This is a genomic window from Achromobacter sp. RW408, assembly GCF_003184165.1.
In the GTDB taxonomy this organism is placed as follows: Bacteria; Pseudomonadota; Gammaproteobacteria; order Burkholderiales; family Burkholderiaceae_B; genus Achromobacter; species Achromobacter xylosoxidans.
Map to the genome: position 1 here is coordinate 19301 of NZ_QHHO01000022.1, position 15275 is coordinate 34575.

At 67.9% G+C, this 15275-nt stretch carries 15 protein-coding genes and 1 tRNA gene; 3 read left to right on the forward strand and 13 right to left on the reverse strand.

Features of this window, described 5'->3' with window-relative positions:
- Positions 1-144 precede the first annotated feature (144 nt).
- The 9 genes from DK459_RS02375 to DK459_RS02415 form a co-directional block, all read right to left on the reverse strand.
- The gene (locus DK459_RS02375) at positions 145-390 is read right to left on the reverse strand and encodes a hypothetical protein (RefSeq protein WP_024069947.1); all 246 of its coding nucleotides are present in this window, start codon (positions 388-390) and stop codon (positions 145-147) included.
- A 116-nt stretch (positions 391-506) separates the two neighbouring features.
- The gene (locus DK459_RS02380) at positions 507-1034 is read right to left on the reverse strand and encodes a DUF4189 domain-containing protein (protein WP_054499769.1); all 528 of its coding nucleotides are present in this window, start codon (positions 1032-1034) and stop codon (positions 507-509) included.
- Positions 1035-1126: 92 nt separating this feature from the next.
- Positions 1127-1203 (reverse strand) — tRNA-Arg (locus DK459_RS02385).
- A 108-nt stretch (positions 1204-1311) separates the two neighbouring features.
- Positions 1312-1896 carry a helix-turn-helix domain-containing protein gene (locus tag DK459_RS02390; protein ID WP_024069949.1) on the reverse strand — a complete coding sequence of 195 codons (585 nt, stop codon included), beginning with the start codon at positions 1894-1896 and terminating at the stop codon, positions 1312-1314.
- A gap of 12 nt (positions 1897-1908) precedes the next feature.
- Positions 1909-3201, reverse strand: coding sequence for an FAD-binding oxidoreductase (locus DK459_RS02395; protein ID WP_110134436.1), 1293 nt, complete (start codon positions 3199-3201; stop codon positions 1909-1911).
- Between the two features lie 9 nt (positions 3202-3210).
- Complete coding sequence (locus DK459_RS02400; protein WP_006387544.1) at positions 3211-3900, reverse strand: amino acid ABC transporter permease; 690 nt, start codon at positions 3898-3900, stop codon at positions 3211-3213.
- Positions 3901-3902: 2 nt separating this feature from the next.
- Positions 3903-4595 (reverse strand): amino acid ABC transporter permease, encoded by a 693-nt coding sequence (locus DK459_RS02405; RefSeq protein ID WP_006387543.1) that lies wholly within the window; start codon positions 4593-4595, stop codon positions 3903-3905.
- Between the two features lie 37 nt (positions 4596-4632).
- Positions 4633-5424, reverse strand: a complete 792-nt coding sequence (locus DK459_RS02410; protein ID WP_024069953.1) for an ABC transporter substrate-binding protein — start codon at positions 5422-5424, stop codon at positions 4633-4635.
- 161 nt (positions 5425-5585) lie between these two features.
- On the reverse strand, positions 5586-6341 hold the full coding sequence (locus DK459_RS02415) for an amino acid ABC transporter ATP-binding protein (RefSeq protein ID WP_006387541.1): 756 nt from the start codon (positions 6339-6341) through the stop codon (positions 5586-5588).
- 124 nt (positions 6342-6465) lie between these two features.
- On the opposite strand from DK459_RS02415, the gene DK459_RS02420 reads away from it, so the two are divergent.
- The gene (locus DK459_RS02420; RefSeq protein ID WP_070541158.1) at positions 6466-7968 is read left to right on the forward strand and encodes an aldehyde dehydrogenase family protein; all 1503 of its coding nucleotides are present in this window, start codon (positions 6466-6468) and stop codon (positions 7966-7968) included.
- A 245-nt stretch (positions 7969-8213) separates the two neighbouring features.
- Entirely contained in the window at positions 8214-9497 is a 1284-nt protein-coding gene (locus DK459_RS02425) for a phospholipase A (RefSeq protein WP_020929003.1), read from the forward strand.
- Positions 9498-9524: 27 nt separating this feature from the next.
- Here the strand turns inward: DK459_RS02425 and DK459_RS02430 are convergent, their stop codons facing one another.
- From DK459_RS02430 to DK459_RS02445, 4 genes are read right to left on the reverse strand one after another with little or no spacing between them, the layout of a single operon-like run.
- Entirely contained in the window at positions 9525-10460 is a 936-nt protein-coding gene (locus DK459_RS02430; RefSeq protein ID WP_053500915.1) for a dihydrodipicolinate synthase family protein, read from the reverse strand.
- 5 nt (positions 10461-10465) lie between these two features.
- Positions 10466-11638, reverse strand: coding sequence for an L-rhamnonate dehydratase (locus tag DK459_RS02435; RefSeq protein ID WP_006387537.1), 1173 nt, complete (start codon positions 11636-11638; stop codon positions 10466-10468).
- Between the two features lie 56 nt (positions 11639-11694).
- A complete protein-coding gene (locus tag DK459_RS02440) occupies positions 11695-12738 on the reverse strand; it encodes a 4-hydroxythreonine-4-phosphate dehydrogenase PdxA (protein WP_070541159.1) in 1044 nt (347 codons plus the stop codon).
- A 7-nt stretch (positions 12739-12745) separates the two neighbouring features.
- Positions 12746-13720, reverse strand: coding sequence for a tripartite tricarboxylate transporter substrate binding protein (locus DK459_RS02445; protein WP_110134437.1), 975 nt, complete (start codon positions 13718-13720; stop codon positions 12746-12748).
- 120 nt (positions 13721-13840) lie between these two features.
- Between DK459_RS02445 and DK459_RS02450 the strand changes: the two genes are divergently transcribed.
- Positions 13841-14767, forward strand: coding sequence for a LysR family transcriptional regulator (locus DK459_RS02450; protein ID WP_070541161.1), 927 nt, complete (start codon positions 13841-13843; stop codon positions 14765-14767).
- The last annotated feature ends 508 nt before the right edge of the window (positions 14768-15275 follow it).

Below are 15275 nucleotides of genomic sequence, written 5' to 3' on the forward strand. Positions count from 1 at the left end.
ACGAGCAGGCTCCCTCAGCAAGCCGCGTGCCCGCATGCCGGGCGATTCACGGCAGCGGCCGGCTGCGCGGCATGGCTACAGCCGACGCACGACGCAACAGGCCTGCGGCCGCCCCAAGGACGACCGGACGTAGTGCCGCGATAGTCAACGCGATTTACCGGGAGAATCGTTCCGCCCGCTTTCCGGTTCGGGCGGCAAGCCCGCCTGGCGGCGCTGCATCGGGCCGCGGCCATAGGCATCCTTGCCTTGTTCGCGCCGTTGGCCGCCCGCCGGGTAGCCCGACCCCGTGTCCGGATCCGGATTGAGCGTATCGCGCCCGGGTCGATCGACCTGCGGCTGGCCATTGTGCCGCTCGCTCTCGGACTCCGCGTGAAAAATCGGCTTGGACATCCTGACCTCCCCGCGCTTGGCGCTCCAGGCTCGACGGCCGGACGCCCATCGCCCGGCTCGCAGCCATGGCCATGCGGTGAGCAATCGCCATGCCGGCCTGCGCCGGCGCGCCGCGACTACTGGATGAACTCCGCCTGGCTGCAATCGGAAAAATGCACCTTGCACTCCGTCAGGTTCTTTTCCTTGCAGATCTGCATGGCGTCATCGGTCGCCTGCTCGATGGTGTAGTGCTTGCGGAAAATGGTGGTGTACTGGCCATTGCCCACCGCGCCCGCGGCCACGATGGCGCATTGGTTGTAGAACGTCATCGCCGTCTTGCAATCGGTGCCGCCCTTCGAGACACAGTGGGCGATTGCAGCCTGCGTCGCTTCGCGTTCGCTGCGCCGGCCGCCGGCCATGCCGATGAGGTTTTCCCTGCTGGAGGCGAATGCCCCCCAGCGGGTTTCCCAATGGCCCTGCGGACGCCGCAGCGCGCCGCCGCTGTCCCTGGGCACCTGATACAGGCCGGGGATGGGCACGCACTGGGCGGGCCCCTGGGTGGACATGGTGTAACCGTCGCCGCATCCCTGCTCCGCCGCCGCCGGACGCGCGGCGATGAGGGCCAGGGCCGTGAACGCAAGGGCAAGGCAGGGAGCGCGCTTCATCCAGAGGTCCTGTGATGATGACCGACGATGTCGGAATGCGCGGATATTAGCAATTCCATGCGACGGCGCAAGCGGCTGGCGCGGAAGTTCCCTGGCGCGGCAGGAGGGGCTCGAACCCCCGACCTCAGGCTTAGAAGGCCCGTGCTCTATCCAGCTGAGCTACTGCCGCGCGGTGTGTGGCTGCCCGGAACGGGTCCGGGCGGCGCATTTTACCCTGTTGCGGCCGGGCCGGGGCGCGGGCGGCGAGCCGACCCGCTTTATCAGGCGGGACGACGCATCAGTCCTCGCCGAGATCGGCATGGGTGGACACCCACAGCACCAGCGCGTCCTGCTTGCTCAGGCTGATCACGCGGTGGCCCATGCGGCTGTCTATATAGAAGCTCTCGCCCGCCTTCAGTCGCGCCGGTTCATAGAACTCGGTGTACAGCTCGACCTCGCCTTCCAGCACGTAGACGAATTCCTCGCCGCCGTGGCGGCTCCAGTCCTGGAATTCATCGAACGAACGCGCCTTGACGCGGGTGTGGAACGGCATCATGCGCTTGTGCGACAGCGCGGTGCAGAGCAGGCGGTGGTCGTAATACGGGGTTTCGTACTGGCGGCCCTCGCCCTGGCGGCTGAGGCTGCGGCGGCCGGTGCCCATGTGGGCGTCCGACGCGGTGAACAGTTCGGCCACGTCCAGCTCCAGGCCGGCGGCGATCTTGATCAGGTTGTCATAGGTGGGCGAGAGCAGGCCGTTCTCGATCTTCGAGAGCGTGGACGCGGACACGCCGGTGGCCAGCGCCGCCTGCTTGAGCGTCCAATCGCGCGCCTGGCGCAGGGCTCGCAGCCGTTGTGCCAACACGCTCTGTTTGTTGCCTTGCATCTGTACACCCTGTCATGCCCGCGATTGCCGCTCCCGCCACCAATCGCGCGCCTGGTAAGACCAATATGTGAGTTGAACCGCCGCCGTGCCCAGCGCGCCGCCGTTCCAGGCCAGGCCGAAGGGTTCGAACAGCCGGTAGCGTTGGCTGTCGCCGGTGATCCCTTCGGCCACGACACGACCGCCGATGGCGGTGGTGTTCATGCCATGGCCGCCAAAGGCCGTGCAGTACCAGACATCGGGCGCCAGCTTGCCGATCTGCGGCATCAGATGCCGCGCGTAGGCCATGCGCCCGGACCACGCGGTCTCGACGCGCAGCCCCTGCAACTGGGGATAGACGCTGAGCAATTCGCGGCGCAGGGACTCGGCCAGATCGGGCGGGTCATCGACACGGGTGGTGATTCTACTGCCCCAGCCGATGCGCCCGCCATCGAGCACCCGGTAATAGTTGCCCGCGCGGCGGTCGTCGCCGATCGCGGCCTGGGTGCGGATGGCCTCGCGCACCCGGTCGCCCAGCGGTTCGGTCAGCATGATGTACGTGGCGATCGGCAGCATCGCCCGGCGCAGCGCCGGCACCACGTCGCCGGTGTAGCCGCCGGTGGCCAGCACCACGGTGCGCGCGTCGACCTGGCCGGCGACGGTGCGCAGCTGCTTGACGGCCCCATCCAGGCGCGCCTGCGTGACGGGCGAGTCCTCGTGGATGCGCACGCCCAGCCGCGCGCACTCGCGGGCCAGGGCGCGGGCATAGTTGAGCGGATGGAAATGGAATGACGCAGGGTCTTCGATGCCCTGGAAGTAGGCATCGGACAGCAGGCGCTCGCGCACCTGCGCGCGGTCCAGCAGGCGCACGTCGCGTTGGAAGTCGCGGCGCTGGTCCTCGCAATAGCGGCGCAGCGCCTCGGCGGCCTCGTAGCGCACCACCCGCAGGCGGCCATCGACCTTGTGGGCATCGGCGATGCGCAGGTCGCGGATGTTGTCGCGGATGATCTCCACGCCTTCCATCGACAGCCGGTACAGCTGGCGGTAGTGGTCCTCGTCGACGTGCCGGCGGATGGCGTCGGCGCCGGCCGAGAACGCCGGCGACACCGAGCCGCCATTGCGGCCGGATGCGCCCCAGGCGATGCGGCGCGCCTCCAGCAGCGTCACGGCGCGGCCGCGGCGCGCCAGCTCCAGCGCCGTCGACAGGCCGGCCAGGCCCGCGCCCACCACGCAGACATCGGCCTCGGCCGTGCTCGCCAGCGGCGCGTAATAGGTTTGCGCCTCGCCCAGCGTGCGCTTGTAGTAGGTGTCGATGTACTCGGTGGCCATGGTCTTGGTTCAGTTCAGCCCAGCGCCCTGCAATCCGCCGGTCAGGCGTTTTTCCAGCCAGGTGGCCAGCCGCAGCAAGGGGTAGCAATACAGGAAATAGATGGCCGCGATCAGCCCGTAGATGAACAGCGACTTCGCCGGGAAGGTGATGATGAACACTTCGCCCTGGCGCGTCAGTTCGGTGATGCCGACCACCGACAGGATGGCGGTGCTCTTTATCAGCATCACGTACACCCCGCTCATCGGCTGCACGATCAGGCGCATGGCCTGCGGCAGGATCACCAGCCGCAGGATCTGCAACGGCCGCAGGCCCAGCGTCATGGCGCCCTCGGTCTGGCCGCGCGGCACCGCGCGGATGGCGCCGGAAACGATCTCCGCCACATAGCAAGAGGTGTAGACCGACAGCGACACGAAGGCCGCCGTGGCCGAGTCCCAATGCAGCAGCGCGATCCCGGTGCCGGGCAACACGAAGTAGAAGATATAGAGTTGCACCAGGAATGGCGTGCCGCGCAGCACATGGATATACAGCCCGAGCAACTGGTGCAGGCCGCGCACCCGGTAACTGCGGATCACGCCGATGACGAAGCCCAGCAGCGAACCGGCGATGATCGCCACGAACGATATCTTCAGGGTCTCCCAGAAGCCCTTGAGCAGGAACGGCAGCACGACGCCGGCGGTGGACAGGTAGGAATCCAGCATGCTCACCTCGCGTTCCAGGCGGGACCCGCCAGCCACAGGCTGACCCCGCGCGACAGCAGCAGCATCACCGCGTAGATCAGCAGGTAGCCGGCCGCGATGGTCAGGAAACTCTCGGTGGGCACGATGCGCTCGCTGTTCATCTGCACGCCCGCGGCCACCAGTTCGAAGACCGTGATCAACGACAGCAGCGAGGTGTCCTTGATCAGCACGGCGGTCTGCCCCAGCAGGGGCGGCAGCGTGTTGGCGAAAGCCTGCGGCAACACCACGTAGCGCAAGCGCTGGTGGTAATTCATGCCGCAGGCCTTGGCGCCCTCGATCTGCCCGCGCGGGACGGATTCGATGCCGACGCGGATGATCTCGCTCATGTAGGCGGCGTGGTGCAGAGTCATGGCCAGGATGCCCAGCAGCATTTCGCTCCAGCCCTTGGCGCCGGGCACCAGCATGGGCACCGCGTAGTAAACCAGGTAGATCTGCACCAGCAGCGGCGTCGAGCGAATGAACTGCACGTAGCCCGCCACCGGCCGCCAGACCCAGGCCCGCGCCGACATGTGCGCCAGCGCCAGCGGAATGCCGGCGAGCACCGACAGCACCAGGCTGGCGCCGGCCGCGATCAGGGTGTTGACCAGGCCCGTGGCGAACTGGCCCGTGTACTGGCCGACGATGCGCCAGTTGTAGTAGTCGATGAGCCAGTCCATTCAGGTCCTGTCGGTCAAGGGTGGCGGATGCGCGCTATCAGTGGTCTTTTTTCCAGTCGGTCGAGTACCAGTACTTGATCTGCTCGGGCAGCGTGTTGTCGGCGGTCTTGAGCGTCTGCCAGTTGTCGAGCCAGAACTTGAGCCGGAACGCATTGGGCGCCACCGCGAAAGCCAGCGGCTCGCGCACCATCACGCCGTCCAGCACCCGCAGGTTGCCGAAGTCCACCAGGAACTGGTTTGCGGTGGACAGCGACATGATGCCGGCGTCCAGGCGGCCGCTGGACAGCGCCTGGCCCACCGGCGCGCTGCCGCCCGAGAATTCCTTGAGCGTGGCCTTGGGCAGCATCTTCTTGCCGACCTCGGCGTAGGTGCTGGCGCCCAGCGCGCCGACGGTCACGCCGTCCTTGTCCAGTTCCGCGTACGACTTGTAGGGCGAGTCCTTGGGCACCACCGCCACGGTGTCGGCGTAGAACATGGGCGTCGAGAAGAGCACCTGGGCGGCGCGCTGCGGCGTCGGCGTCATGTCGGCGGCCACCATGTCGGCCTTGCCGGACAGCAGCGCCGGGATCAGGCCCTTCCATTCGTAGTCCTGCAGCACCAGCTTGACGCCCAGGTCGTCGGCCATGCGCTTGGCGACTTCCACCGCCAGGCCGGTGCGCTTGCCGCTCTTGTCCATGAAGCTCATCAGCGGGCCGGAGGTCTGCACTGCCACCCGCAGCTCGCCGCGCTTGATGATGTCCGACAACTCGTCGGCCCGCGCCGGCTGCGCGATGGCGGCCACGGCCAGCACGACGCCGGCGGCGCCCAGCCATTGTTTGATTTTCAGCATTTGCTTCCCCTTCTGGATGAAAGACGTGTGTCGTTCCGGGCGTACACCTGGTGCCGGCGGCGCCCGGTCAGGCCGGGCCGGCCCTGCTTGCTGCGAAGACTGCGTGATGCGCAAATAACCAACGGCAATGCGGGCCCGGCGCCAACGGCGCGGCGCGCCCGCTACAGAATCTTTTCCAGGAAGGCGCGGGTGCGCGCCTCTTTCGGCTGGCCGAAGACCTCGGCCGGAGTGCCGGATTCGACGATGCGGCCGGCGTCCATGAACAGGGCGCGGTCGCCCACGTCGCGGGCAAAGCCCATCTCGTGCGTCACCACCGCCATGGTCATGCCGTCGCGCGCCAGGGCGCGCATCAGTTCCAGGATGCCGCCGACGGTCTCGGGGTCGAGCGCCGAGGTGGCCTCGTCGAACAGCATCAGCTTGGGGTCCATCGCCAGGGCGCGGGCGATCGCCACGCGCTGCTGCTGGCCGCCGGACAACTGGCTGGGATAGCGCGGGCCGAAGTCGGCCATGCCGACCCGGTCCAGCAATTCAAGCGCGTAGCGTTCGGCCTGGGCGCGGTCGCGGCCGCGCACCACGCGCTGCGGCAACGCCACGTTGTCGAGCGCGGTGCGGTGCTGGAACAGGTTGAAGTGCTGGAACACCATGCCCACGTCGGTGCGCCAGCGATTGACGTCGGTGGCCGGGTCGGTCAGCGACACGCCATCGACCCGGATGGTGCCGCTGTCGATGCGCTCCAGGCCATTGAGAGTGCGCAGGAAGGTGCTCTTGCCCGAGCCCGACGGCCCCACCACCACCAGCACCTCGCCGCGGTCGAGCCGGCAGTCGATGCCGTCCAGCGCCAGGTGATCGGGCTGGCCGTCGCGCTGGTAGGTCTTGGTGACCGCCTCGACTACGAGCAGGGGTTCGGACACGAGCATGGCCTTCAAAAAGGTTTCGCATTTCGCGCTGGAGTTTCGTATAGTAAATTTATTTCCAGAATCGCCACTTAGGCATAACCCTTAAGCGAAGGCCCGCCTTCGCCGGCATCTCCAAGGAACCGGTATGGACACGCCCCAAGACATCCTGCGCGCACTCGGCCTCAACCCCGCGACCCTGACCGGCGGCACGCTGATCGCCCGCAGCCCGATCGACGGCGCCGAGCTGGCCCAGGTCCATGAACATACGGTGGCGCAGGCCCACGCGGCCATCACTCGCGCCCGCCAGGCCAGCCTGGCATGGCGCGACGTGCCGGCGCCGCGCCGCGGCGAACTGCTGCGCCTGTTCGGCGAAACGCTGCGCCAGCACAAGCGCGAACTGGGCCGCCTGGTCAGCCTGGAAGCCGGCAAGATCCTGGCCGAGGGCGAAGGCGAGGTCCAGGAAATGATCGACATCTGCGACTTCGCCGTGGGCCTGTCGCGCCAGTTGTACGGCCTGACCATCGCTTCCGAGCGCCCCGGCCACCGCATGATGGAAACCTGGCATCCGCTGGGCGTGGTGGGCGTCATCAGCGCCTTCAACTTCCCGGTGGCGGTGTGGTCCTGGAACGCGGCGCTGGCGCTGGTGTGCGGCAACGCCGTGGTCTGGAAGCCGTCGGAAAAAACGCCGCTGACCGCGCTGGCCTGCCAGGCGCTGTTCGCGCAGGCGGTGCAGCGTTTCGGCGATGCGCCGGCCGGGCTGTCGGAAGTGCTGATCGGCGGCCGCGACGTCGGCGAGGCGCTGGTGGATTCGCACGCCGTGGCGCTGGTGTCGGCGACCGGATCGACCCGCATGGGCCGCCAGGTCGGCCCGCGCGTGGCGCAGCGCTTCGGCCGCGTGCTGCTGGAACTGGGCGGCAACAACGCCATCATCGTCGGCCCCACCGCCGACCTCGACATGGCGGCGCGCGGCATCGTGTTCGGCGCCATCGGCACCGCCGGCCAGCGCTGCACCACCACGCGCCGCCTGATCGTGCACGAAAGCGTGGCCGACGATCTGCTGCAACGCTTGCACAAGGCCTACGCCAGCGCGCCCATCGGCAACCCGCTGGACGGCAAGAACCTGGTCGGACCGCTGATCGACCGCGCCTCGTTCGACGCCATGCAGGCCGCGCTCAAGGCCGCCGGTGAACAGGGCGGCAAGGTCACGGGTGGCGAACGCGTGCTGGCCGACCAGTACCCGGACGCCTGGTACGTGCGCCCCGCCATCGCCGAAATGCCCGGCCAGACCGACGTGGTCTGCCACGAGACCTTCGCGCCGATCCTGTACGTGATGCGCTACAGCGATTTCAACCAGGCGCTGGCGCTGCAGAACGGCGTGCCGCAAGGCCTGTCGTCGGCCATCTTCACCAATGACCTGCGCGAGGCCGAGACCTTCCTGTCGGCGGCGGGCTCGGACTGCGGCATCGCCAACGTCAACATCGGCACCTCGGGCGCCGAGATCGGCGGCGCCTTCGGCGGTGAAAAGGAAACGGGCGGCGGCCGCGAGTCGGGCTCGGACGCCTGGCGCAACTACATGCGCCGCGCCACCAACACCATCAACTACTCGCGCAACCTGCCGCTGGCGCAGGGCATCAAGTTCGGCGAGTAAGCCGCCAGCCATAGGGCAAGAGGCCCCGCGCATCGTCGCTGATGCGCGGGGCCTCTTGCCTTGCGGGGCGCCGATATCGGCCGCCAGCCGCGCGCCAGCGGGTCCCGCGGGCACGCGGGACACAGCCGGCGGCGCGTCCACGCTACCGCGCCCATGTTGCAAGTCCTACATCCGATAAGCCCGACTTACAAAATGTAGGCCGGGCCGATGCTACATTGCATCGTCACAGATACCACCCGCCTCCCATGACTTCGTCCCGACGCATCGCCCTTCCCCCGCGCACCCTGGTCGCCGCCCTGGCGCTGGGCCTGGCCGGCACCGCCACCGCCGGCGTGTCCTACCGGCTCGACCGTCCTTCGGCCGCCCCCGGCGACACCGTCACCATCGAAGCGGTGTACTTCAACGAAGGCAACGCCCGCGCCACTTGGGAGGCGCCGCCCGAACTGGTGCTGCAATGGCGCGGCCAGGACGGCCAGATCGTGCGCAGCCTGGCCAAGCTGCAAGGCGGCAAGGCCAGCTACAGCGTGCCGGTCAACAATTTCGCGCGCATGGCCTGGAGCGCGGAAGTGCCCGCCAGCGCCCGCGGCCTGCAGGCCATTTCCATCGAGGGCCAGCCGGCCATGATGGCGCTGGACGCCACCGGCCGCGACAGCGGCACGCTGGCCAGCACGCCCGCTCCCGTCCCGGTGGTCGATCCGCGCACAGGCCAGCCGGTGCCGCCGGCCGTGGTCACGGCGGCCGGCGCATCGCCCGAAGGCGGCCCGGCGCCGGACACCGTGGCCGTTTCGTCCTACCAGCAATCGGCCTTCGATCATTTCCGCAGCGCGATCTCGGAATACAAGCCGGTGTACTTCGACATCGGCACCCGCGGCCAGACCACCGCGCGCTTCCAGATCAGCGCCAAGTACCGCCTGTTCAGCCCGTCCGGCAACCGGCCCGCGACCTGGGGCGAGAACTTCTACCTGGGCTATACCCAGACCTCGCTGTGGGACCTGCAGGGCGATTCCATGCCCTTCATCGACACCACCTTCAACCCCAGCCTGTTCTGGCTGTCGGACAACATGTGGCAGTCGGAAAGCCAAAGCTGGCGCCTGGGGCTGAACACCGGCGTCGAACACAACTCCAACGGCAAGGCCGGCGACGACTCGCGCTCGGTCAACGACGCCTACATCCAGCCGCAGTTCAACTACCGTTTCGACGGCGGCAGCACGCTGACCTTCGCGCCCAAGGTCAAGGCCTATTTCGGCGTCGCCAGCGAGAACTCCGACTACGCCGACTACGCCGGCCGCGTCGACTGGAACCTGCGCTGGGCGCAGGACAACGGCGCGGTGGTCTCGGCCATGTACCGCCAGGGCGACCAGCGCCGCCGCACCACGCAGCTCGATTTCGCCTGGCCGCTGCAGCGCACCTGGCTCAACATGAACGGCTACCTGCACCTGCAGTATTTCAACGGCTACGGCGAAACGCTGCTGGGCTACAACCAGCGCAACGAATCGCAGTTCCGCATCGGCTTGTCGCTGGTGCCTTGACGCGCAGGCCGGCGTCGGCCTGGCGTCCTAGCGCCCCCAGCGCAGCACCAGCGGATCCAGCCGCCGCGCCACGTCCAGCAGGCCCTGCCGCACTTCCGGCCGCATGGCCGGAAATGGATGGCGCGGCGCGTCGCAGGCGATCACGCCGCCCGCCTTCATCAAGGCCTTGGCGGTCAGGATGCCGCCCTGGCGATTCTCGTAGTTGATCAGCGGCAGCCAGCGTTCGTACAGGCGGTAGGCCTCGTCGGCGCGGCCTGCTCGGTGTGCCTCGATGATCGGCCGGATGCCGTCGGCGAAGCCGCCGCCCGTCATGGACCCGGTGGCGCCGGCATCCAGGTCCGGCAGCAGCGTGATGGCCTCTTCGCCGTCCCACGGCCCTTCCACCGCCGCGCCGCCCAGCGCGATCAGGTCGCGCAGCTTGCTGGCCGCGCCGGCGGTCTCGATCTTGAAGTACGACACCTGGGCGATGTCGCGCGCCATGCGCGCCAGCAGCGCGGCGGGCAGCGGCGTGCCGGCCACCGGCGCGTCCTGGATCATGATGGGGATGTCGATGGCGTCCGACACCCGCTGGAAGAATCCGACCACCTGTTCCTCGGCAACGCGGAGGGTGGCGCCGTGGTACGGCGGCATGATCATCACCATGGCCGCGCCCTGCGCCTGCGCCCGGCGGCTGCGCGCCGCGCACACCTGGGTGCCGTAGTGCGTGGTGGTGACGATCACCGGCACCCGGCCGGCCACGTGTTCCAGCAAGGTGCGCGTCAGCACTTCGCGCTCGTCGTCCGACAGCGAGAACTGCTCGGAGAAGTTGGCCAGGATGCACAGGCCGTCGACGCCGCAGTCGATCATGAAATCGGCCGCGCGCTTCTGGCCCGGCAGGTCCAGCTCGCCCGACTCGGTGAAGATGGTGGGCACCACCGGAAAAATGCCGCGATAGCGCGGCGCCGGCACAGTCGTCGTGGTCATGGCGCTCACTCGATGATGTTGAAGTCTTTCAGGTATTCGGTCTTCAGGCTCAGGCCCAGCCCCGGCTTGTTGTCGTCCAGGTCGATGAAGCCTTCCCTGGCCACCGGCTCGCCGTCGAAGATGTAGTAGAACAGCTCGTTGCCCACTTCCACGTCGAACATCGGGAAATACTCGCTCATGGGCGAGGCCAGCGTGCTCATGGTCAGGTGGTAGTTGTGCATCTGGCCGGCGTGCGGGATGACCGGCACGCTGTAGGCCTCGCACAGGGCGTTGATCTTGTGCGCGGCGGTGATGCCGCCGACGCGGTTGGTGTCGTACTGCACCACCGACACCGCCTTGCGGTCCAGCAGCTGCTTGAAGCCATACAGCGAGAACTCGTGCTCGCCGCCCGAGATGGGGATGGACGTCAGCTGGTTCAGCTCCGCATAGCCGTCGATGTCGTCGGCGATCACCGGTTCTTCCAGCCAGCGCGGCTCGAACTTCTCCAGCTTGGGCAGCATGCGCTTGGCGTACTCCAGGTTCCAGCCCATGTAGCATTCGAGCATCAGGTCGGTGTCGTAGCCGATCACCTCGCGCACCGCCTCGACCGATTTCAGGTTCTCCGCCACGCCGCGCTGCAGGTGCGCCGGGCCGTAGCCGAAGCGCATCTTGAACGCCGTGAAACCCTGGTCCAGATAGGTCTGGGCCTCTTCCTGCATGGCCTTCAGGTCGGTGCGATAGAGCTTGGAGTAATAGACCGGAATCTTCTCCTTGGTGCGTCCGCCCAGCAGCTTGAAGACCGGCTTGCCGACCGATTTGCCCAGGATGTCCCAGATCGCCAGGTCCACGCCCGAGATCGCCGCCATGGTCACGCCCTTGCGGCCCCAGGCGTGGGTGGCGCGGTACATGCGCTGCCACAGGTACTCGTAGTCCCACGGGTCCTGGCCGATCACCAGCGGCGCCAGGTACTGGTCGATGATGGCCTTGGCCACCCGCGGCGCCAGCGCCACGTTGCCCAGGCCGACGATGCCGTCATCGGTCTCGACCTCGACCACGGTCCAGCCGTGGAAGCGGAAGGTGCTCATGGTTTCCTGCGGCGAATACAGCAGGTCCATGGCGTTGGAGCAGAAGTTGCCTTGCGGCGGCACGGTCTTGCCGGTCCATTCAAAGACGCGGGCGCGGACGGATTTGATCTTCATGGGGGTTCCTGCGAAAAGGGGTCGAACGATGCGATGAACGGTAAAGAACGGCCGCCTCAGGCCGCCGCGCGCGCGGCGCGATGCGACAGGCCCATGCGGCAGGCGATGCGGAAGGCCTGCCAGGTAGCGTCGACGCTGGCGCGTCCCTGGCCGGCAATGTCGTAGGCGGTGCCGTGGGCCGGCGTGGTGATCGGGATCGGCAGGCCGCCCTGCACCGTCACCCCGCGCGAAAAGCCCAGCAGCTTGATCGCGATCTGGCCCTGGTCGTGGTACATGGTGACGATGGCCTGGAACTCGCCCGCCTGCGCCTTCAGGAAGATGGTGTCGGCGGGGAACGGGCCCTGCACCGGCAGCCCTTCCTGGTTCAACTGGCGCACGGCCGGGGCGATGATGTCGACTTCTTCGCGCCCGCAGGTGCCGCCGTCGCCGCCATGCGGATTGAAGGCCGCCACCGCCACCCGCGGCGCGGCCACGCCGTTGGCCTGCAACGACTGGTAGATCAGCCGCGTGGCGGCCTTGATGCCGTCGATGCTGAGCGCGGCGGCGGCGTCCTTGAGCGGAATGTGCGAGGACACGCGCGAGGTCCACAGCTCGCCCAGCGTGTTGAATTCGCAGAAGTAGCCGGTCACGCCCAGGTACTGCGCGAAGTGGTGCAGTTCGTCGTCGTGGCGCAGGCCGCCCTGCTTCATCGCGTGCTTGTTCAGCGGCGCGAAACAGATGGCGTCGATATGGCCGGCCAGCGCCGCGTCCATGCAGGCGTCCAGCACGCGCAGCACCGAGGCGCCGCCGGGGGCCTGCGCCTGCCCCAGGTTGACGTCCTCGCGCCGCACGGTGTCCATCGCCAGCCACGCCGGCGCGCGGGTATCCGGCCGCGCCCGCGCCGCGGCGAAGCCGTCCACCGCCTGCGTCGCCACCTGCACGCCCGCCACCCGCTGGCCCTCGCGCCACAGCCATTCATCGCCCACCAGCACGATGTTGGCCAGTTGCGCCGCCTCGGGCCGCGCCAGCAGGCGCGCGATCAGTTCGGGGCCGATGCCGGCGGGGTCGCCCAGCGTCAGGGCAATGACGGGCTTGGCGGCGGGGTTGCTTTCGATGCTCATGCTGCGTTCATTCCACGGAAATATGGTTCTTCTTGATGATGGCGGCGTAGCGCTGGTTCTCGGTCTGGTGGAACTGCGCGAACTGCGCCTGGCTCATGGGGCTGATGTCGGCGCCGATGGCCTGCAGGCGCGTCTGGGTCTCGGGCATGGCCAGCACCGCATTGACCGAGTCATGCACGCGCCGCTGCACCGCCGCCGGCGTGTTGCCGGGCATGTAGATGCCGTACCAGGCGCTCATCTCGACGCCGCTGACGCCGGCCTCGGCCATGGTCGGCACATCGGGCAGCTGCGGATTGCGCTTGGCGCTCAGCACCGCCAGCGCGCGCACCTTGCCGCTCTTGATGTGCGGAATGACGGACGACGCGGTCTCGAAGGCGATCTGCACCTGGCCGCCCATCAGGTCGACCATGGCCGGGCCGCTGCCGCGATAGGGAATATGGGTCATCTGCACGCCGGTGGCGTCCTTGAACAGTTCGGCGGCGATGTGCTGGGTGCTGCCCGAACCGCTGCTGGCGAAGTTGTATTCACCCGGCTTGCGCTTGAGCAGCGCGATCAGCTCTTGCACCGACTTGGCCGGCAATTGGTTGTTGACCACCAGGATGTTCGGCACCGCGCCCACGAACACCACCGGCGTCAGGTCGCGGTCGTTGTCGTAGCCCAGCTTGAGCAGGTGCGGCGCGATCGCATGCGCGGTGGACACGCCCATCACCATGGTGTGGCCGTCGCCCGATTTGGCCGCCAGGTCCGCCGCCAGCGTGTTGGACGCGCCCGGCTTGTTCTCCACCACCACGGTCTGTTTGAGCATCGGCCCGAGCTTGTCGGCCACGGCGCGCGCCATGGCGTCGGTGCCGCCGCCGGGGGCCGAGCCCACCAGCAGGCGCAGCGGCCGGGTCGGCCAGTCGGCGCTCTGCGCCTGGGCGGATACGGCGGCGGACAGGCACAGCACGCCCCCCGCCAATGCGGCATAAAGCCGAGTCTTCATGGTTGTCTCCTTGGGGGCTTATGGCCCGTAGCGGGCTTTGTTATGCCTACATCTTAGAAACAACCGCTGTTTCCGTAAAATGAAACTTTTGCACCAACCGTTCACTACAGGCGATCAATAATGGAACGCGTCCCGAACGTCCCCGCGCTGCTCTCGCGGCTGCGCATGCGGCAGATCGTGCTGCTGTTGGCCATCGAAGAACGCGGCACCCTGCGGGCGGCCGCCACCCAGCTCAACATGACGCAGTCCGCCGCCAGCAAGATGCTGCACGAACTGGAACTGGCCATCGGCCAAGCGCTGTTCGAGCGCGTCGGCCGCGGCCTGGCGCTGACCGCCGCCGGGGAATGCGTGATGGAGTATTTCCGCGGCATGCGCGGCACGGTGTCATCGCTGGCGCGGGAACTGGAAGAACTGCGCCTGGGCAGCGCCGGCAAACTCTTCATCGGCAGCATCATGGCCGCCTCGCCGGGCCACCTGACCGACGCCCTGCTGCGCCTGAAGCAGACCTACCCGCTACTGGCCGTGGAGATCTCCACCGGCACCAGCGACCTGCTGATCGAACGGCTGAACGAGGGCAGGCTCGACGTCGTCATCGGCCGCATGCTGACCCTGTCCGAACGCCATTACGTCTTCCGCCCCATCGGCGACGAGGCCCTCTCCGTCATCGCCGCGGTCGATCACCCCCTGACCCGCCGCAAGCGCATCACCTTCGACGCGCTGCAGGCCTACCCCTGGATCCTGCAACCCCACGGCAGCCCCATGCGCGACGTCCTGGAACAGGAATTCCGCGCCCACGACACGCCCCTGCCCAAGGGCCTGATCGAGTCCGCCTCGATCCTCACCACCACCAACCTGGCCATGAAGTCCCACATGCTGGGGGTCATCCCCGACTCCGTCGCCAGCCGCTACGCCCGCCACGGCCTGCTCGCCATCATCCCCTACCAACTCCAGCACACCCTGACCGCCTTCGGCAGCATCATCCCCAAGGACCGCCCGCTAAGCGCGCCCGCCAGGCACTTCGTGGACCTGCTGCACGACGCGGGATAAGGACGCACCACGCACGATAAAGGCGCACCACGCAGAGCAAAAACAAGCAGCCCCCAGCTCAGCCAACGCAAGACACCGCGTAAGCCCCAAAAGGCCGCCCGCGCGGCCGGCCTGGGGCGGGCCCCGCAAACCTCTCCATGCCCCCACCGTTCTGACAACGCGACGCTCCAAGACGCTCGCAGCCCCTCGCGGCGGGCGAGTCGGTGGCGGGCAACCTCGATGCGCCCGAGGGAATCCGAAGGAGTCGCCGAAGGCGAGGACGAGGATGACAACGGGGCAGTCCGGAGCGAACGCTCCGGACCGCAATCGTGGGCGCCCGCCACCGACTCGCCCGCCGCGAGGGGCGACCTACGAAGCGCGCCCACAACCACGCCTCCCACGAAGCCCCCCCAAAAAAGAACGAACCTAAAGATCCGGATCCTCCTCCACCTTAGGCATCAAATAAGCCGTCAACGCACTCGACGCCCCCGCCATCCCCCAAAACAGAAAGAACGACACGGTATAGAAC